Origin of the sequence: Streptomyces rectiverticillatus, from assembly GCF_013394065.1 — a bacterium.
In the GTDB taxonomy this organism is placed as follows: domain Bacteria; phylum Actinomycetota; class Actinomycetes; order Streptomycetales; family Streptomycetaceae; genus Streptomyces; species Streptomyces rectiverticillatus.
In genome coordinates, this window is the sequence record NZ_CP040752.1 from 2,028,345 (window position 1) to 2,047,245 (window position 18,901).

Consider the following 18,901-nt stretch of genomic DNA (forward strand, 5'->3'; position numbering starts at 1 on the left):
ACGTATGCCTGGGGGACGGTTCAGTGCCGACCCGAACCCTCAACGTGAAGTTTAGGGTTACCGGTGCCGCTGTTCGCTGGGGTTCTCCGAACAGGACACTAAGTCGACAAGCCGCGCGCGTTCAACGAACACGCCGAACCTCCCGTTTTTCTTTTCACCCTATGTGATCACCCATAGCCGTAGCCAGCCAGGGTGCTGCCCGGCCACCCCGGCCGTCAACTCCCCGACGCCGCGGGAGCGCTGGGAGCGCTCACGTCGAAGCGGTCGGCACCCCGCGCGGCCTTCAGCAGAGCCGTCAGCGCACGGGCCTTCGCCTCGCCCCGCTCCCCGCTGCCCCACACGACCGTCCGACCGCCCGTCAGCTCCAGGGTGATGGAGTCGTACGAGCGTACGCGGATGGTGCGGGTGTCCGCCCGCACGGCCTCGGGCAGCGCCTCGGCGACCCGGACGCCCTCGCGCTCCAGCCGCTCGGGGCCGAACCGGCGCAGGCTGGCCGCGGCGGCGTCCGAGGACTCCACGGACAGCCGGGGCACGCCGCCCGGAGCTTGATCGACTGTGGCGAACCGTACGCCCTCGCCGTCGATTTCGATAAATCTTCCACCCTTTGCGACGTCCTGGACGATCGCCTTGGGCTGACGCTCGACCACTTTCAGGGCGACCGTGTGCGGCCAGGACCGCTCGACCCTGACCGAGGCGATCCGCGGCAGGGCGTCCCGCAGCCGTTCCTCGATGGCGTCGGTGTCCACGGAGACCAGTGGACCACCGAGCCGGACGCCGGCTGCGGCCCGCACCTCATCGGGCGTCAGCACGCGGGCGCCGGAAACCTCCACCCGGGTGGCGCGCAGCCAGGTGGAGCCGTAGAGGGCCCATCCGGCGGCACCGCCGGCGAGTACGGCGGCCACCGCCCACAGCACCAGCCGGCGGCCGCGGGGCAGCCTGGAGCGCAGACCGCCGCGGCGCGGGCCGCGCCCGGGCGGCCTCCCGGCCGGCTTCCTGGCCGGCCGGGAGGGAGCGCCGCTGCGGGGCCGCACCGACTTGCTGCTCTTCGCGCCACCGCGCCGTGCGGTCGTCGGTCCGGCCACGCTCCAGCCTCCTGCTCCGGGCGTCAGCCCGCTCTCTTGGCGGCAATCGCCTCGTACACCATGCCGACGAGCAGGTCGTCGGCGTCCCGGCGGCCGAACTCGGAGGCGGCACGGGACATCTCGTACAGCCGGTGCGGGTCGGCGAGCACCGGGAGCACGTGGCTCTGCACCCACTCGGGCGTCAGCTCGGCGTCGTCCACCAGCAGTCCGCCGCCGGCCTTGACGACCGGCTGGGCGTTCAGCCGCTGTTCGCCGTTGCCGATGGGCAGCGGGACGTAGGCGGCGGGCAGCCCGACGGCGGACAGCTCGGCGACGGTCATCGCGCCCGCGCGGCAGAGCATCATGTCGGCCGCGGCGTACGCGAGGTCCATCCGGTCCACGTACGGTACCGGGATGTAGGGCGGCATTCCGGGCATGTTGTCCACGCGCGGCAGGTCGTTCTTCGGACCGACCGCGTGCAGCACCTGGATGCCGGCGCGCTGCAGGAACGGGACGACGGCCTGGACGACCTCGTTCAGCCGGCGGGCGCCCTGCGAGCCGCCGGAGACCAGCAGCGTGGGCAGGTTCTGGTCGAGCCCGAAGTACGCCCGGGCCTCGGGCCGGGCGGCGCCGCGGTCCAGGGTGGCGATGGTGCGGCGCAGCGGGATGCCCACGTAGCGGGCGTTGCGCAGCTTGCTGTCCGGGGTGGACACCGCGACCCCGGCGGCGTAGCGCGAGCCGATCTTGTTGGCGAGGCCGGGCCGGGCGTTGGCCTCGTGCACGATGATCGGCACGCCGAGCCGCTTGGCGGCCAGGTAGCCGGGCAGCGCCACGTAGCCGCCGAAGCCGACCACGCAGTCCGCCTTGGTGCGCTCCAGGATCTGCTCGGCCGCCTTGATCGTGCCGCGCAGCCGCCCGGGGACGGTGATCAGCTCGGGTGTGGGCTTGCGGGGCAGCGGTACGGCGGGAATGAGACCGAGCTCATAGCCCCGCTCGGGCACGAGCCGGGTCTCCAGGCCCCGCTCCGTGCCGAGCGCCGTGATCCCCACGGTCGGGTCCTGCCTGCGCAGGGCGTCCGCGAGGGCGAGCGCGGGCTCGATGTGGCCGGCGGTCCCCCCACCGGCGAGTACGACATGCACCGAAATTCACCGCTCTCCGGACGGTCGCTTCTTGACGCGCCGTCTCATCGTCTTCCATCTCACCCCAGGCTGCCGCATGGCCAGCGCCGCCCGCGCACCGGGTTCGTCGCGCGCGAAGGCGATCAGCAGCCCGATGGCGAACATGGTCGGCAGCAGGGCGGACCCTCCGTAGGAGAACAGCGGCAGGGGGACACCGGCGATCGGCAGCAGGCCGAGCACCGCACCGATGTTGACCACGGCCTGGGCCGTGATCCAGGTGGTCACACCTCCCGCGGCGTACCTCACGAAGGGGTCCTCCGTGCGTCCGGCCACGCGGATACCCGCATAGCCTAGAGCCGCGAAGAGGGCGAGTACCGACAGCGTCCCCGCCAGGCCCAGCTCCTCGCCGGTGATCGCGAAGATGAAGTCGGTGTGAGGTTCGGGGAGTTCGCCCCATTTCTCCACGCTCGCCCCGAGCCCGGCACCGAACCAGCCGCCGTTGGCCAGCGCGTAGATTCCGTGCACGGCCTGCCAGCACTGGTCGTGATCGCCGGGGTCGGTGGCCCCGATGCAGGCCAGCCGGGACATCCGGTTGGCGCTGGTCTTGATGAACAGGACGGCCAGCACGGCGGTGACGGCGAAGACCCCGGCGAACAGCCGCGTCGGCGCCCCGGCCACCCACAGCAGCCCGAGCAGCACCGTGGTGAGCACCACAGTGGTCCCCATGTCGCCGCCCAGCATGATCAGGCCGAGCAGCACGAAGGTGACGGGCACCAGCGGCACCAGCAGGTGCTTCCACTGGGTGAGCAGCTTCTTGGACTGCTTGCGGGCCAGCAGGTCCGCGCCCCACAGCACCAGCGCGAGCTTGGCGAACTCGCTCGGCTGGAGCTGGAACGGGCCGCCGAGGGAGATCCAGTTGGTGTTGCCGTTGATGGTCTCGCCGATGCCCGGCACCTGCACCAGGCAGAGCAGGAAGAGCGAGCCGGCGAGCGCGGGGTAGGCGAAGACGCGCAGCAGGCGCACGGGCATGCGGGCGGCCAGGAGCAGCATGACGGCGCCGATCGCGGCGGCCAGCAGCTGCTTGCGGAAGAAGAAGGTGGGCGGCAGGCCGTTCTGCAGGGCCTTGATCTGGGAGGCCGAGTAGACCATGACGAGGCCGAGCACGGTGATCAGCAGGGAGCCGCCCATCACCAGGTAGTACGCGGTCAGGGGGCGGTCCCAGGCGCGCTTGGCGCGCCTGTGCAGCTGCCTGAGGCCGCCCAGCAGGCTGCCGCGGGGCGCTCTGGGGCCGCCGGGCCCGCCGCGGCCCGCGGCGCCTCCACGGCCCGCTGCCGGGCGCGGACGGGCCGTCCGTGCGGGTCCGGAGCGTGCGACGGGGCCGCGCCGGGCCGTCCAAGGGCCGGACGGCCTCAGGATGTCGTCCGCGTGCATCCGGGTGTCCCCTTCGCTGGTCTCCGGCGGCGTACGGCTGCACCGTTCCGTCGGGACCGGCCGGAGGGCTTCCCGGAGCCGCGAAACCCTCCGGCCGTCACAAGGAGCTGTGCCGCTAGGCGCCCGCGCCGCCGGGCTCCTGGCCGGCCAGGTCCCGGACCGCCTCGGCGAAGGCCTCGCCGCGCTTGTTGTAGTCGGTGAACATGTCCATCGAGGCGCAGGCCGGGGCCATGAGCACGGTGTCCCCCGGCCCGGCGAGCCGTGCGGCTTCCCGCACCGCCGCGGCCATCGCCCCAGTGTCGGTCCGGTCGAGGTCGACCACCGGGACATCCGGGGCGTGTCGCGCCAGCGCTTCCGCGATCAGAGCACGGTCGGCCCCGATGAGGACGACGCCGCGCAGCCGCTTGGCGGCCTTGGTGACGAGGCTGTCGAAGGTGGCGCCCTTGGCGAGGCCGCCCGCGATCCACACGATCGACTCGTAGGCCGCGAGGGACGCCTCGGCGGCGTGGGTGTTCGTGGCCTTGGAGTCGTCCACGTACGCGACGCCGGCGACGTCCGCGACGTGGGCGATGCGGTGGGCGTCCGGCCGGAAGGCGCGCAGGCCCTCCCGGACGGCCGCGGGCTCGACGCCGAAGGCCCGGGCGAGGGCCGCGGCCGCGAGGGCGTTGGCGACGTTGTGCGGGGCCGCGGGCTTCACGTCGGAGACCTCGGCGAGCTCCTGCGCGGTCGTCTGCCGGTCCGCCACGAAGGCCCGGTCCACGAGGATGCCCTCGACGACGCCGAGCATGGAGGGGCCGGGGGCGCCGAGGGTGAAGCCGATCGCGCGGCAGCCCTCCTCGACGTCGGCCTGGCGGACCAGGTGCTCGGTGGCGGGGTCGGCGGCGTTGTAGACGCAGGCGACCTGGTTGCCCTCGTAGATCCGGCCCTTGTCGGCGGCGTACTCCCGCATGGAGCCGTGCCAGTCGAGGTGGTCGGGGGCGAGGTTCAGGACGGCCGCGGAGTGGGCGCGGACGGACGGCGCCCAGTGCAGCTGGTAGCTGGAGAGCTCGACGGCGAGGACGTCGTACTCCTCCTCGCCCAGCACCACGTCGATGATCGGCGTGCCGATGTTGCCGACGGCCCGCGTGCGCAGGCCGGCGGCCTCGAGGATCGAGGCGAGCATCTGGACCGTGGTGGTCTTGCCGTTGGTGCCGGTGACCGCGAGCCAGGCGGCGGGCTTGCGGCCGCTCACGCCGCGCAGGCGCCAGGCGATCTCCACGTCGCCCACGACCTCCACGCCCGCCGCGGCGGCGGCCGCGAACAGCGGGCTCGACGGCTTCCAGCCGGGGGAGGTGACGACGAGCTCGGTGCCCTCGGGCAGGGACTCGGCGTCGCCGAGGCGGACGGCGATGCCCTCGGCCTCCAGGGCCGCGGCGCGCTCGCGCAGCTTCGGGGAGTCGCCGCCGTCGACGACGGTCACCCGGGCGCCGAGGCCGGCCAGGGCGCGGGCGGCGCTGATGCCGCTCACGCCGAGACCGGCGACGGTGATGTTCTTGCCGCTCCAGGCGGCGGAGGCGGAGGGGAGCGTCACTTGATGGCCAGCCATCCCGCGTAGAAGATTCCGAGGCCGATGGCCACGCACAGGCCCTGGATGATCCAGAAGCGGACCACCACGAGGACTTCGCTCCACCCCTTGAGTTCGAAGTGGTGCTGGAGCGGGGCCATCCGGAAGACCCGCTTCCCGGTGAGGCGGAACGAGCCCACCTGGATGATCACCGACAGGGTGATCAGTACGAAGAGGCCGCCGAGGAGGGCGAGCAGCAGCTCGGTGCGCGAGCAGATCGCGAGGCCCGCGAGGGCGCCGCCGAGGGCCAGCGAACCGGTGTCGCCCATGAAGATCTTGGCGGGCGAGGTGTTCCACCACAGGAAGCCGAAGCAGGAGCCCATCAGGGCCGAGGCGACGACGGCGAGGTCGAGTGGATCGCGTACCTCGTAACAGCCGGAGCCGGCGGTCAGCGGGTTGCCGCAGGACTGGCCGTGCTGCCAGGTGCCGATGAAGACGTAGGCGCCGAAGACCATCACGGAGGCGCCGGTGGCCAGGCCGTCGAGGCCGTCGGTGAGGTTCACGCCGTTCGACATCGCGAGGATCATGAACAGCGCCCACACCACGAAGATGACCGGGCCGACGGACCAGCCGAAGTCCTGGGTGAAGGAGAGCCGGGTGGAGGCCGGGGTCTGGCCGCGGGTGTCCGCGAACTGCAGGGCCAGGACCGCGAAGGCGATGCCGACGATCAGCTGGCCGGCCATCTTCGCCTTGGCCCGCAGGCCCAGGCTCCGCTGCTTGACGATCTTGATGTAGTCGTCGAGGAAGCCGACGAGGCCCATGCCCGCCGTCAGGAACAGCACCAGCAGACCGGAGAAGGTCGGCTCGTGGCTGGTGATGACCTTCGTCAGCGCGTAGGCGATCAGCGTGGCCAGGATGAAGGCGATGCCACCCATGGTGGGCGTGCCCTTCTTCCCGGCGTGGCCGCGCGGGCCGTCGTCACGGATGAACTGGCCGTAGCCCTTGCGGGCGAGGAACTTGATCAGCAGCGGGGTGCCGATGAGGGTCAGGAAGAGACCGATGACACCCGCGAAGAGGATCTGGTTCATCAGCCGGCGACCTCACCGTCGACGGCGAGCAGCTGCTCGGCCACCCGCTCCAGCCCCACCGACCGGGACGCCTTCACCAGCACGACGTCACCCGGGCGCAGCTCGCTGCGCAACAGGTCGACCGCCGCCTGCGCGTCGGACACGTGCACCGACTCCTCACCCCACGAACCCTCGTTATAGGCGCCCATCTGCAGCCAGGCCGCTTCCCTGCCCCCGACTGCCACGAGCTTGCCGACATTGAGCCGGACGGCGAGCCGTCCGACCGCGTCGTGCTCGGCGAGTGACTCCTCGCCGAGTTCGGCCATCTGACCGAGCACCGCCCACGTGCGGGCCCCCTTCGCCGTGGCGGCGGCGCCCATGGCGGCCAGCGCGCGCAGCGCGGCTCGCATGGACTCGGGGTTGGCGTTGTAGGCGTCGTTGACGATCGTCACGCCGTCCGCGCGCTCGGTGACCTCCATCCGCCAGCGGGAGAGCTGGCCCGCCTCGGAGAGCGCGGTGGCGATCTCTGTCACGGGCATGCCCAGCTCATGGGCGACGGCGGCGGCGGCGAGCGCGTTCGACACGTGGTGCTCACCGTACAGCCGCATGGTCACGGCGGCGCACCCGGTGGGTGTGTGAAGCGTGAAGGAGGGCTGTCCGGCCGCGGTGAGGCGGACGTCCTCGGCGCGCACGTGGGCGTCGGCGGCCTCGCCGAAGAGGAGCGTGCGGGCCTTGGTGCGGGCGCTCATGGCGCGCACCAGGGGGTCGTCGGCGTTGAGCACGGCGACGCCGCCGGCGTCCGCCGGGGGCAGCGCCTCGACGAGCTCGCCCTTGGCCACGGCGATCTGCTCACGGCCGCCGAACTCGCCGACGTGGGCGGTGCCGACGTTGAGGACGACGCCGATGCGCGGCGGGGTCAGCTCGGTGAGGTAGCGGATGTGGCCGATGCCGCGGGCGCCCATCTCCAGGACGAGGGTGCGGGTCTCGGGGCCGGCGGTCAGGGCCGTCAGCGGCAGCCCGATCTCGTTGTTGAGGGAGCCGGGGGTCCACACGGTGGGGCCGAGCCGCTGCAGCAGCTGGGCGATCAGGTCCTTGGTGCTGGTCTTTCCGGCGGAGCCGGTCAGCGCCACCACGTCGGTTCCGAGCTTGTCCACGACGGCGCGGGCGAGGGCGCCGAGGGCGGCCACGACGTCCGGGACGACGATGGCGGGGACGCCGACGGGGCGGGTGGCCAGGACGGCCACGGCGCCCTCGGCGACGGCGCGCTCGGCGAAGTCGTGGCCGTCGACGCGCTCGCCGGCGATGGCGGCGAAGAGGCTGCCGGGCCGTACGTCGCGGGAGTCGCGCACGACCGGGCCTTCGGCCATGCGGCCGGGGTCCGGTATGTCGTGCTGCTGCCCGCCGACGATGGCGGCGATCTCGGCGAGGGACAGAGCGATCACTGAGATTTACCTCCGGCCGTTCGGGAGAGCTTCCGGGGGGAGGGTTGTGCGCGCATGGCGGTCTGTCATCCCTGGTCGTTCCGGTGCGTGGTCAACGAGCGCAGCGCGGCTTCGACGGCCTCGCGCAGCACCTGGCGGTCGTCGAAGGGGCGGACGACGCCGTTGATGTCCTGGCCCTGCTCGTGGCCCTTGCCGAGGACCAGGACGATGTCGTCGGCCTCGGCCCGGGCGACCGCGGCGGCGATCGCGTCGGCCCGGTCCTCCAGCAGCAGGACGGTGCCGCGCTCGTGGACGGGCACCTCCGCGGCGCCCGTGAGCATGGCGGCGAGGATCGCGAGCGGGTCCTCGGAGCGGGGGTTGTCGGAGGTCAGCACGGCGGTGTCGGCGAGCCGGGCGAGGGCTGCGCCCATGGGGGCGCGCTTGGTGGTGTCGCGGTCGCCGCCGCAGCCGAGGACGGCGTGGATGCGGCCGCTGCAGACCTTGCGCAGCGCGCGGAGAACCGATTCGACGGCATCCGTCTTGTGCGCGTAGTCGACCACGGCCAGATAGGGCTGGCCGGCGTCGACGCGCTCCAGGCGGCCGGGCACGCCGGGCACGGCGCCGACGCCGTCGGCGGCGGTCTGCGGGTCGATCCCGGCCGCGACGAGGGCGACGACGGCCGCCAGGGTGTTGGCGACGTTGAACGGGCCGGCGAGCGGCGCCTTGGCCCGCACGCGCTCGCCCTGCGGGCCGAGGATCGTGAAGACCGAGTCGAACGGGCCGATCTCGACGTCGGCCGCGCGCCAGTCGGCGTCGGGGTGGCCCTCGGCGGAGAAGGTGGTCACGGGCACCTCGGACTCGCCGGAGGCGAGCCGGCGGCCGTACTCGTCGTCGAGGTTGACCACTCCGGCGCGGCTGCGGGTCTTGGTGAAGAGCTCCGCCTTGGCCTGGAAGTAGTCCTCCATGCCGGAGTGGAACTCCATGTGCTCCGGGCTGAGGTTGTTGAAGACCGCGACGTCGAAGACGCAGCCGTCGACGCGGCCGAGGCGCAGGGCGTGGCTGGAGACCTCCATGGCCACCGAGCCGACGCCGCGCTCGCGCATGACGGCGAAGAGCGCCTGCAGGTCCGTGGCCTCGGGGGTGGTGCGCTCGGACTTGATCCGCTCGTCGCCGATCCGGGACTCGACGGTGCCGATCAGGCCCGTCAGCGCCCCGGCCGCCCGCAGCCCGCCCTCGATGAGGTAGGCGGTGGTGGTCTTGCCGGAGGTGCCCGTGATGCCGATCTGGAGCAGTTCCTCACCCGGACGGCCGTAGATCGTGGCGGCCAGCTCGCCCATGACGGCGCGCGGGTCGGCCACGGTGAGCACGGGCAGCCCGGTGGCGGCGGCGCGCTCGGCGCCGGCGGGGTCGGTCAGCACGGCGACGGCGCCGAGGCCTGCGGCCTGGGCCGCGAAGTCGGCGCCGTGGAAGCGGGCGCCGGGCAGGGCGGCGTAGACGTCGCCCGGCCGCACGGCCCGTGAGTCGTGGGTGATGCCGGTGACGGCGGCCCCGGAGCCCTGCGGCGCGGGGATGCCCAGCTGACCGGCCAGCTCCGCCAGGGGCGCGGGGCGGACATGGGTGGGACGGGGCGCACCCGCGGGAACGGCGGGGGCGCCCTGGGGGCTGGTGTGGGACTGATCAGCGTGTGGCACGGCGGTGAGCGTACCGGGCGCACCCGCTCCGTCGCGAAGCGAGGGGCGCCCCGGGCCGCGGTTCCCGGGATCGGGAGTGATGGTCGTCACGGCCGGCCCCGGCTCACTGGTCGTCGTAGCTCACCGGCAGCCGGGGCGGCTGGGTGCCGGAGGGGGGTACCTGCAGGGTCTTCAGGGCGAACTCCATCACCTGCTTGTAGACGGGCCCGCAGATCTGGCCGCCGAAGTAACTGCCCTTGGTGGGGTTCTGGATGGCGCAGTAGACGGTGACGCGCGGCTGGTCGGCGGGGGCGAAGCCGGCGAAGGAGGCGGTGTAGCCGTGGTAGCGGCCGGTGCGCGGGTCCACCCGGTTGGAGGTGCCGGTCTTCCCCGCGACGCGGTAGCCGGGGATCTTGGCCTTGGTGCCGGTGCCCTCGCGGTCGTCGACGACGGACTCCAGCATCGTGGCGAGCTCCCGGGCGGTGCGGTCGCTGATCACCCGGTTGCGCTCGGGGACGGGCGCGGGGGTGAAGCGGCCGTCGGGGCCCTTGGTGCCGCGGACGAGGGTGGGGCGGATGCGCTCGCCGCCGTTGGCGATCGTGGAGTAGACGGAGGCGGCCTGGACGGCGTTGAGGGACAGTCCCTGGCCGAACGGGATGGTGTACTGCCGGGAGCCCTGCCACTTGGCCGGCTGGGCGAGGATGCCGGGCGTCTCGCCCGGGAAGCCGAGGCCGGTGGGCTCTCCGACGCCGAACTTCCGCAGGTAGGAGTAGAGGACCTGGTTGGCCCCGCCCTGGTCCTTGCCGAGCTGCTCGGCGGCGAGGATGGTGCCGATGTTGCTGGACTTGGCGAGGACGCCGTTGAGGGTCAGGTGCCAGGTCGGGTGGTCGACGTCGTCGGCGAAGGAGCGGTCGGCGCGCGGCAGCCGGTTGGGCACCTCGACGTGGGTCCCGGGGGTGGCTGCGCCCTCCTCCAGGACGGCGGCCATGGTCATCACCTTGCTGACGCTGCCGGGCTCGTAGGCGTCCTGCAGGGCGGCGTTGCCGAGGGCGGCGCTGTCGGCGTGGGCGAGGTCGTTCGGGTCGTAGCCGGGGGCGTTGGCCATGGCCAGGATCTCGCCGGTGCGGTTGTCCTGGACGACGACGTAGCCGCGGTCGGCCGCCGACTCCTGCACCTGCCGGGTGATGGCGCTCTGGGCGGCCCACTGGATGTCCCGGTCGATGGTCAGCTCGATGTCCGAGCCGGGCACGGCGGGCTGCTCCTTGACGTCCCCGGTGGGCACCTGGCGGCCGCCGGACTGGGCGTAGACGAGCTTGCCGTCCTGACCTGCGAGGACGCGGTCGTACTGCGCCTCGATACCGCCGCCCCCGCGGCCCTCCGCGTTCACGAAGCCCAGTATCCCGGCCGCGAGGCCGCCGTTGGGGTAGACGCGCTTGCTGTGCGGTTCTCTGTTGACCCCGGCGAGGACGTCGGCGCCCTCCTTGCGCTGCCCCCTGGCGGCGGACGCCTTCTTCAGCTCCTTGATCCGGTTCCAGACCTTGGGGGTCTGCCGGCGGGCGAGGACGACGTACTTCGACTTGGGGTTGGCGGTGAGCTTCTGCTCCAGCACCGAGGGGCGCTCGCCGAGGACGGGTGCGAGCAGGGCGGCGGCCTGCCGGGCCGCGCCCTCGGCCTTGATCCGCTCGGGGGTCAGCAGGTCGGGCGCGGCGGTGATGTCGTAGGCGTCGACGGTGGTGGCCAGGTCGATGCCGGAGCGGTCGGTGACGGTGCCGCGCTCCGCGGCGAGGGTGACCGGGATGTACCGGTTGACGTTGGCGCGTGCCGCGTAGGCGCTCGCGTCGAAGGCCTGCACCTGCAGCAGCCGGACGGTGAAGACGAGCAGGACGAGCGTGAGCCCGAAGCCGACCAGGCGCAGCCGCGGACGGGGGCTGCCGAGCTTCAGGGGCCGGTCCGCGGCGGCCTTCAGGCGCGCCGGGCGGGGGCGGGCCTGCGGGCGGGCGGGCTCGGGGACGCGGCGCCGGGCGGGCCCGGACTGCCTGGGGGGCCGGCCCCCGGGGTTCTGCGGCACAGCGTCACCTGCCGGTGGTCGGGGTGGTCGGCACTGCGGTGGGGGCGGGCATCAGGGCCGGCACGGGGGCCGGCGGAGGCGCGGGGACGGCCGGCGCGGGCGCGCGGTACGCCACGGGGTCGGCCCCGGCGGGGGACGGCGAGCCGCGGACGGTGCCGTCGGGGCTGAGGAAGGCGGGGTTGCCGCCGGGGACCATGCCGAGCTCGCGGGCGCGGCGCTCCAGGGCGTCGGGGGCGGCGAGCTGGTCGACCTCCTGCTGGAGGGCCTGCTGCTCGTCGGTGAGCTCGGTGGTCTTGCGCTGGAGGCGGGAGAGTTCGAAGGAGCCCTGGTTGAGGGCGGAGTTGAGCAGCAGGAGGGAGATCAGGCCGGAGCCGAGCAGCACGACCACCAGCAGGACGAAGGGGGTGCGCTTGACTCCGGCCGGCCCGCCCACGAGGCGGCCCAGCCTGAGGCCCCGGCGGGCGGCCGGGGTCACGGGATGTCCTCGCGGATGCGTTCGGCGCCGCGCAGCCGGGCGGGGGCGGCGCGCCGGTTCTCGGCGACCTCTTCCTCGGTGGGCAGTTCGGCGCCGCGGGTGAGGAGCTTCAGGCGGGGCTGGTAGCGCTCGGGGACGACGGGCAGGCCGGGGGGCGCGGTGGTGGCGGCGCCGGCCGCGAAGACCTGCTTGACGATGCGGTCCTCCAGGGACTGGTAGGACAGCACGGCGATGCGGCCGCCGACGGCGAGTGCGGCGACGGCGGCGGGGATGGCCGCCTCGACGCTGGCCAGCTCGGCGTTGACCTCGATGCGCAGGGCCTGGAAGGTGCGCTTGGCGGGGTTGCCGCCGTGCCGCTTGGCGGCCTGCGGCAGGGCCTCGCGGATGACGTCGACGAGGCGGGCGCTGTTGGTGAAGGGCTCCTTGGCGCGCTCGCGGACGACGGCCTCGACGATCCTGCGGGCCTGCTTCTCCTCGCCGTAGGCGCGCAGGATGCGCACCAGGTCGCCGGGGGCGTACGTGTTGAGGACCTCGGCCGCGCTGATGCCCGTCGTCTGGTCCATGCGCATGTCCAGCGGGGCGTCCTGCGCGTAGGCGAAGCCGCGGTCGGCCTCGTCCAGCTGCATGGAGGACACGCCCAGGTCGAAGAGGACGCCCTGGACCTTGGGGATGCCGAGCCGCTCCAGCACCTCGGGCAGCTCGTGGTAGACGGCGCGCACCAAGGTGGCGCGCTCGCCGAAGGAGGCGAGGCGCGCGCCCGCGAGGTCGAGGGCGGTGGGGTCGCGGTCGAGGGCGACGAGCCGGGCCTCGGGGAAGGTCTTGAGCAGCGCCTCGCTGTGCCCGCCGGCGCCCAGGGTGCAGTCGACGACGACGGCGCCGGGCTCGGAGAGAGCGGGAGCGAGCATGTCCAGGCAGCGCTGGAGCATGACGGGGACGTGTCGCGCGTTGCTGCTCATGCGCCCTTCTGAGTTAGGGGTACCCGGGACGCGCACAAGCGTCCGCATCCCCGGGTCCCCACCCGCTCCAAGGGGAAGCGGCCTGCCCGGCACCGGGGAAGGGGCGCCGGACGACCGGGGAGCGGGAGGAGGCCGAGGGGTACGTCCGCGTCGCGCGCATGCGGGTTTTTTCGGTGTCCAGGGGGAGCATCGGGCCTCCCACTTCGCGTCACTTTAGTCCACTCGTCCCCCCGGTCAATCAACCGGCCAGCGCGTCCCGGGACGGGCGCGGCGCGGGGTGCCCGCGGACACAAATGGCGGGAAGCGTTCCGCTCACCCGGACGGCCGCAGGGCCGCAACCCCTGTGGCTTACCTCACACAGCCCCCTGTGGGCGGCGTTTTGTGGCGGGCGTAACGGGCCTGGGGGCGCCGCGCCGACTACCGTCGTTCATATGTCGATATCCGCGTCCCAGCCGGCGCCCCAGAGCTCCGACAGCGTCCGACAGCCGACGGTCACGGACCGTCTGGTTCAGGCCAACATCGAATACGCCTCCCATTTCTCCGATCCGGGCATGGACGCCCGACCCGTCCTCAAGGTCGCCGTCGTCGCCTGCATGGACGCCCGGCTCGACCTGCACGCGGCGCTGGGCCTGGAGCTCGGCGACTGCCACACCATCCGCAACGCGGGCGGCGTCGTCACCGACGACATCATCCGCTCGCTGACCATCAGCCAGCGCGCGCTCGGCACCCGCTCCGTCGTCCTCATCCACCACACCGGCTGCGGTCTGCTGACCCTGACCGAGGACTTCCGCCACGAGATCGAGGCGGAGGTCGGGCAGCGCCCGGCGTGGGCGGTGGAGGCGTTCAAGGACCTGGAGCAGGATGTCCGGCAGTCCATGCAGCGCGTACGGACCTCGCCGTTCCTGCCCCACACCGACGACGTCCGTGGCTTCATCTTCGATGTGACGACGGGTCTGCTGCGCGAGATCGACCCGCAGCACTGATTGTCCACAGGCGGTGACGCGGCGCCGCGCGGGCGGCCAGAATGCGGAGGGGACGCCGCCCTCGTGTGACGAGCGGGGCGCGGTGTCCGTATTCGGGGGCGGGCCGGTTCGCGACCAGCGGACCGCAAGCCCGCAGGACGGGCCGAGGAGGGCCGGGTGACGACCTATGGCGAGCCGGGGAGCCTTGGGGGTCCCCCCACGCGGGCGGAGCCGAGCGTAGGGGGAGACCTGACCACCACCGCGGAGCGGATCCGCCGGGCGGTGGAGGGCGTGATCGAGGGCAAGCCGGAAGTCGTGCGGCTCGCGCTGACGGTCCTCCTCGCCGAGGGCCACCTGCTCATCGAGGACGTGCCGGGCGTGGGCAAGACGATGCTCGCCAAGGCCCTGGCGCGCTCCGTCGACTGCTCGGTGCGCCGCATCCAGTTCACGCCCGACCTCCTGCCCTCGGACATCACGGGCGTAAGCGTCTTCGACCAGCAGCGCCGGGACTTCGAGTTCAAGCCGGGCGCCGTCTTCGCCCAGATCGTCATCGGCGATGAGATCAACCGCGCCTCGCCCAAGACCCAGTCGGCGCTGCTGGAGTCCATGGAGGAGCGCCAGGTCACCGTCGACGGGCACACCTACGAGCTGCCGAGCCCCTTCATGGTGGTGGCCACGCAGAATCCCGTCGAGATGGAGGGCACCTACCCGCTGCCCGAGGCCCAGCGCGACCGCTTCATGGCCCGGGTCTCCATGGGCTATCCCAGCCCCGAGGCCGAGCTGCGCATGCTGGACGTGCACGACGGCTCCCACCAGCTCTCTCCCCTGGAGGACCTGCAGCCGGTCGCCCACGCCCACGAGGTCGTCAAGCTCGTCGAAGCGGTCCGCTCGGTGCACGTGGCCGACTCCGTCCGGCGCTATGCGGTGGATCTCGTCACCGCCACCCGGCACCACCCCGACCTCAGGCTCGGGGCGTCCCCGCGGGCGACGCTCCACCTGGTGCGCGCGGCCAGGGCGGCGGCCGCCCTCGCGGGCCGCGAGTTCGTCCTGCCCGACGACGTCCAGGCGCTGGCCGTCCCCGTCCTCGCCCACCGCCTGCTGCCCACGGCCCAGGCCCAGCTGGGCGGGCGCACCGCCGAGCAGGCCGTCCTCGACCTCCTGCGGCGCACCCCCGTGCCCGATCCGTCGGCGCAGGCCGCCTGGCGGCAGGCCCGGAGGCTGTGATGAGCCCGGGGGACGGCGCGGATCCCGGGCGGGAGGGCGGTCCGTCCGCAGCGGGCGGCAGCCTGTGGGCGGCGCTGGGCGGGCTGACCACCCGTGGCCGCTCCTTCCTGGCGGCCGGCATCGCGGCCGCCTCCTGTTCCTACGTGCTCGGTCAGGCCGATCTGCTGCGGGTCGGGCTGTTACTGGCCGTGCTGCCCCTGCTCTGCGTGGCCGTGCTGCACCGCACCCGCCACCGCGTCGCGGGCAGCCGCCGCCTGGCGCCCGCGAGGGTCCCCGCCGGCGCCGAGGCCCGCGTCCAGCTGCGGATCGACAGCGTCTCCCGGCTGCCCACCGGGCTGCTGATGCTCCAGGACCGGGTGCCCTACGTCCTGGGCTCGCGCCCCCGCTTCGTGCTCGACCGGATCGAGCCCGGCGGCCGCCGCGAGGTCTCCTACCGCGTCCGCTCCGACCTGCGCGGCCGCTATCCGCTCGGCCCGCTGCAGCTGCGGCTGACGGACCCCTTCGGCATGTGCGAGCTGACCCGCGGCTTCAGCGCGTACGACACGCTGACGGTCGTGCCGCACACCGAGCCGCTGCCCCCGGTGCACCTGGGCGGCCCGGGCGCGGGCCACGGCGACGGCCTGCGGCGCTCCCCCGCCCTGGCCGGCGAGGACGACATCATCCCCCGCGGCTACCGCCACGGGGACGACCTGCGCCGCGTGCACTGGCGCTCCACCGCGCGCCACGGCGAGCTCATGGTGCGCCGCGAGGAGCAGCCGCGCCGGGCCCGCTGCACCGTGCTGCTGGACACGCGCCGCACCGCCCACGAGGGCCGGGGCCCCGGCTCGTCCTTCGAGTGGGCGGTCTCGGCCGCCGCCTCCGCCGCGCTGCACCTGCTGGGGCGCGGATTCTCCGTGCAGCTGCTCACCGACACCGGGGCCGCGATCCCCGGCCCGGGCGCCCCCGGCGAGCACGTCGGTCCCCCGGGCGAGTCCGCGGATGCGGCGGGCCTGCTGCTGGAGACCCTCGCGGCCGTGGAGCACTCGGAGGGCACCTGCCTCTCCGCCGCCCTCGGCTCCCTGCACGGTGAGGGCGGGCTGCTCGTGGCGTTCTTCGGCGGCCTCGACGAGCAGCAGGCGGCCCTGGCGGCCCGGCTGCGCGGGCGCGGCGGCACCGCCGTCGGCTTCGTCCTCGATCCGGCGGCCTGGCGGGGGGATGCCCGGGGCCACGGCGCGGCCGAGCTGCGGCTGCAGGTGCTGCGCGCCGCGGGCTGGACGGCGCTGCCCGCGGGCCCCGGAGCCTCGCTGCCCGAGCTGTGGCGGCTGGCGGCCGGGCCCGGCCCCGCCGCCCCTGCGGGCTCCCCCGGCTTCCCCGGGGCGGGCGCGGCGGGAGGGCGGGCATGACCGGGCGCACCCGGATGGCGGTGACCGCCGCGGTGGCCACGCTCGCCGCCTCCTGCGCGATGCTGCCGCTGGTGGACAAGTCCGCCTGGATACTGCAGGCCGCCTTCCTGCTGGCCCTCCAGAGCGTGGTGGGCGCCCTCGCCCGCCGGGTGCCGCTGGCCAGGCCGGTGACCGTGGCCGCACAGGCCCTGGTGACCCTGCTCCTGCTCACCGTGGCCTTCGCCGGCGACCAGGCGGTCGCCGGGCTGCTGCCGGGTCCCGACGTCTTCCGCGAGTTCGGCCAGCTGGTGCAGGAGGGCACCGAGGACGTCGGCCGGTACGCCATCCCCGCGCCGGCGACGGCCGGCATCCGGCTGCTGCTCGTCGGGGGCGTGCTGGTCGTGGGCCTGACGGTGGACGCCGTCGCGGTCACGTACCGCAGCGCCGCCCCCGCCGGGCTGCCGCTGCTCGCCCTGTACTCCGTGGCCGCCGGGCTCGGCCAGGGCGGTTCGGGGTGGCTGTGGTTCCTCGCGGCGGCGAGCGGCTATCTGCTGCTGCTCCTGGCCGAGGGCAGGGAGCGGCTCGCCGAGTGGGGCCGGGTCTTCGCCGGCCGCAGGACGGCTCCGCCGGCTGCCGGGCCCGCGCCGGGCCGCGCCTCCACCTCCACCGTCCCCGTCCGTACGGGCCGGCGCATCGGCGCGCTGGCCCTCGGCATCGCCCTGGTGGTCCCGGCCGTGCTGCCCGCCATGGACGGCGGGCTCTTCGAGCCCCGGGGCCGGAGCGAGGCCGCGGGCTCCGGCCGCGGCGGGCTCACCTCCGTCAAGCCGCTGGTCGCCCTCCAGGACAACCTCAACCAGCCGGCGAACCGCGAGCTGCTGCGCCTGCGCTCCTCCGCCGAGAACACCCGCGACCTCTACCTGCGCATCGTCGCCCTCGACCGCTTCGACGGCGCGTCGTGGCAGACCACCGAGCGCCCCCTGGCGGCGCTGCCCGCGGTCCTGCCCACCCCGGCGGGGCTGGCCCCCGGCGTGCGCACCACGCGTATCGACACCACCGTCACGGCCTCCGGCGCCTACGCGCAGAACTACCTGCCGGTGCCCTACCCCGCCGAGGAGGTGCGCACCGAGGGCCGCTGGCGGTACGAGCCGGAGGGCCGCATCCTCGCCGGCGAGCGCGGCCAGACCACCCGGGGCGTCCGCTATCAGGTCGCCAGCCTGCAGGTGGATCCCACGGCGGCGCAGCTCGCGAGCGCCCCCGCTCCCCCGGAGCAGGTGCTGCGGGCCTATACCCAGGTGCCCCGGTCGCTGCCGCCGGTGGTGGCGCAGACGGCCCGGAAGGTGACGGCGGGCTCGGCGAACGCCTATCAGCAGGCGGTCATGCTGCAGGACTGGTTCTCGGTCGGCGGGGGCTTCCAGTACGACACCCAGGTCGCCTCGGGCACGGGCACGGACGCCGTCGTCCGCTTTCTGGAGGCCAAGCGGGGCTTTTGCATCCACTTCTCCTTCTCGATGGCGGCGATGGCACGGACGCTGGGCATCCCCGCGCGCGTGGCGGTCGGCTTCATGCCGGGCACGCCCCTGGCGGACGGCTCGGTGTCCGTCGGGTCCAAGGACGCCCACGCCTGGCCCGAGCTGTACTTCGAGGGCGTCGGCTGGACGCGCTTCGAGCCCACCCCCAGCCGCGGCACCACGCCCGAGTACGCGGTCGCCGCACCGGCCGGCGGTGGCGAAGCCGGCGCGGCACCGGCCCCGGCACCGGAGCGCAGCGCCGCGGCCCCGCCCGCACCGCAGGACCCGGACGCCTGCCCGCCGGCGCAGAAGAAGCTCGGCGAGTGCCTGCCCGCCGCCCGGCAGGCCGACGGCGGCGGGCAGGCTTCCGGCGGCCCCTCCGCGGGCGCGGTGGCGGGCATCGCCGTGGCGGCGCTGGCGGCGCTGGGGCTTCCCCTGCTGCCCATGCTGTGGCGCCGGCGGGTGCGCGCCCGCCGCCTCGGCGGGCCGGGCCTGCACGCGGAGCCCTCCCGTCCGGTGGAGCCGGGCGGGGGCCCGCCGGATGCCGCCGCCGACACCCCGACCGCGGAGCGCACACTGGCGGCCTGGCGCGAACTGACGGACTCCGCCTGGGACTACGGCATCCCGCCCGACGACTCCCGCACCCCGCGCGCCGCCGCCGAGCGGATCGTCGCCGCCGGGGCGCTGGAAGGGCCCGCCGCCGCGTCCGCGGCCCGCGTGGCCACCGCGGTCGAGCAGGTGCTGTACGCCCCGCGGCCACGGCCCACGGCGGGCCTCGCAGGCGACGTCGAGTGCGTACGGGCCGGGCTGCACGCCGCCGCGGGGCGGGGCGCCCGGCTGCGCGCCGTGCTGCTGCCGCGCTCGGCGGCCCGGCTGCTGTGGGGCCTCGCCCGGAGCCGCTCGGCGGCCGCCCGGCGGATCCGCGGGCTCCGGCTCAGGACCTCGCCCAGAGCCTGAACGGCACCCGCCGGAGACGGACATGGCGTGGGGTCAGGAGAGCTGCTCCTGACCCCACGCCATGAACGAAGAAAACGGA

General features: G+C 74.3%; 14 protein-coding genes. 4 read left to right on the forward strand and 10 right to left on the reverse strand.

Annotated elements, in window-relative coordinates; all coding sequences use genetic code 11:
- Positions 1–215 precede the first annotated feature (215 nt).
- The 10 genes from FGW37_RS08620 to rsmH form a co-directional block, all read right to left on the reverse strand.
- A complete protein-coding gene (locus tag FGW37_RS08620) occupies positions 216–1,082 on the reverse strand; it encodes a cell division protein FtsQ/DivIB (protein WP_179080531.1) in 867 nt (288 codons plus the stop codon).
- Positions 1,083–1,105: 23 nt separating this feature from the next.
- The gene (gene murG / locus FGW37_RS08625; protein WP_058044826.1) at positions 1,106–2,200 is read right to left on the reverse strand and encodes an undecaprenyldiphospho-muramoylpentapeptide beta-N-acetylglucosaminyltransferase; all 1,095 of its coding nucleotides are present in this window, start codon (positions 2,198–2,200) and stop codon (positions 1,106–1,108) included.
- Positions 2,201–2,206: 6 nt separating this feature from the next.
- A complete protein-coding gene (gene ftsW, locus FGW37_RS08630; RefSeq protein WP_179080532.1) occupies positions 2,207–3,610 on the reverse strand; it encodes a putative lipid II flippase FtsW in 1,404 nt (467 codons plus the stop codon).
- 115 nt (positions 3,611–3,725) lie between these two features.
- On the reverse strand, positions 3,726–5,195 hold the full coding sequence (gene murD, locus FGW37_RS08635) for a UDP-N-acetylmuramoyl-L-alanine--D-glutamate ligase (RefSeq protein WP_179080533.1): 1,470 nt from the start codon (positions 5,193–5,195) through the stop codon (positions 3,726–3,728).
- Entirely contained in the window at positions 5,177–6,241 is a 1,065-nt protein-coding gene (mraY, locus tag FGW37_RS08640) for a phospho-N-acetylmuramoyl-pentapeptide-transferase (RefSeq protein ID WP_168090810.1), read from the reverse strand. The genes murD and mraY overlap by 19 nt, the downstream gene beginning before the upstream one ends.
- Positions 6,241–7,662, reverse strand: a complete 1,422-nt coding sequence (locus FGW37_RS08645) for a UDP-N-acetylmuramoyl-tripeptide--D-alanyl-D-alanine ligase (protein WP_179080534.1) — start codon at positions 7,660–7,662, stop codon at positions 6,241–6,243. Before FGW37_RS08645 ends, mraY begins: the two co-directional genes overlap by 1 nt.
- Before the next feature lie 65 nt (positions 7,663–7,727).
- Positions 7,728–9,422: a UDP-N-acetylmuramoyl-L-alanyl-D-glutamate--2,6-diaminopimelate ligase gene (locus tag FGW37_RS08650; RefSeq protein ID WP_179080535.1), complete on the reverse strand. Its 1,695-nt coding sequence runs from the start codon at positions 9,420–9,422 to the stop codon at positions 7,728–7,730.
- Between the two features lie 13 nt (positions 9,423–9,435).
- Positions 9,436–11,379 (reverse strand): peptidoglycan D,D-transpeptidase FtsI family protein, encoded by a 1,944-nt coding sequence (locus FGW37_RS08655; RefSeq protein WP_179080536.1) that lies wholly within the window; start codon positions 11,377–11,379, stop codon positions 9,436–9,438.
- Positions 11,380–11,383: 4 nt separating this feature from the next.
- Positions 11,384–11,854: a cell division protein FtsL gene (ftsL, locus tag FGW37_RS08660; protein ID WP_179080537.1), complete on the reverse strand. Its 471-nt coding sequence runs from the start codon at positions 11,852–11,854 to the stop codon at positions 11,384–11,386.
- Entirely contained in the window at positions 11,851–12,810 is a 960-nt protein-coding gene (gene rsmH / locus FGW37_RS08665; protein WP_179080538.1) for a 16S rRNA (cytosine(1402)-N(4))-methyltransferase RsmH, read from the reverse strand. The genes ftsL and rsmH overlap by 4 nt, the downstream gene beginning before the upstream one ends.
- A 431-nt stretch (positions 12,811–13,241) precedes the next feature.
- Between rsmH and FGW37_RS08670 the strand changes: the two genes are divergently transcribed.
- The 4 genes from FGW37_RS08670 to FGW37_RS08685 all read left to right on the forward strand — a co-directional run bounded on the left by FGW37_RS08670 (position 13,242) and on the right by FGW37_RS08685 (position 18,822).
- Positions 13,242–13,793 (forward strand): beta-class carbonic anhydrase, encoded by a 552-nt coding sequence (locus FGW37_RS08670; RefSeq protein ID WP_179080539.1) that lies wholly within the window; start codon positions 13,242–13,244, stop codon positions 13,791–13,793.
- 156 nt (positions 13,794–13,949) lie between these two features.
- A complete protein-coding gene (locus FGW37_RS08675; protein ID WP_179080540.1) occupies positions 13,950–14,996 on the forward strand; it encodes an AAA family ATPase in 1,047 nt (348 codons plus the stop codon).
- On the forward strand, positions 14,996–16,378 hold the full coding sequence (locus FGW37_RS08680) for a DUF58 domain-containing protein (protein WP_179080541.1): 1,383 nt from the start codon (positions 14,996–14,998) through the stop codon (positions 16,376–16,378). The genes FGW37_RS08675 and FGW37_RS08680 overlap by 1 nt, the downstream gene beginning before the upstream one ends.
- Positions 16,375–18,822: a transglutaminase TgpA family protein gene (locus FGW37_RS08685; RefSeq protein WP_179080542.1), complete on the forward strand. Its 2,448-nt coding sequence runs from the start codon at positions 16,375–16,377 to the stop codon at positions 18,820–18,822. The genes FGW37_RS08680 and FGW37_RS08685 overlap by 4 nt, the downstream gene beginning before the upstream one ends.
- Positions 18,823–18,901 lie beyond the last annotated feature (79 nt).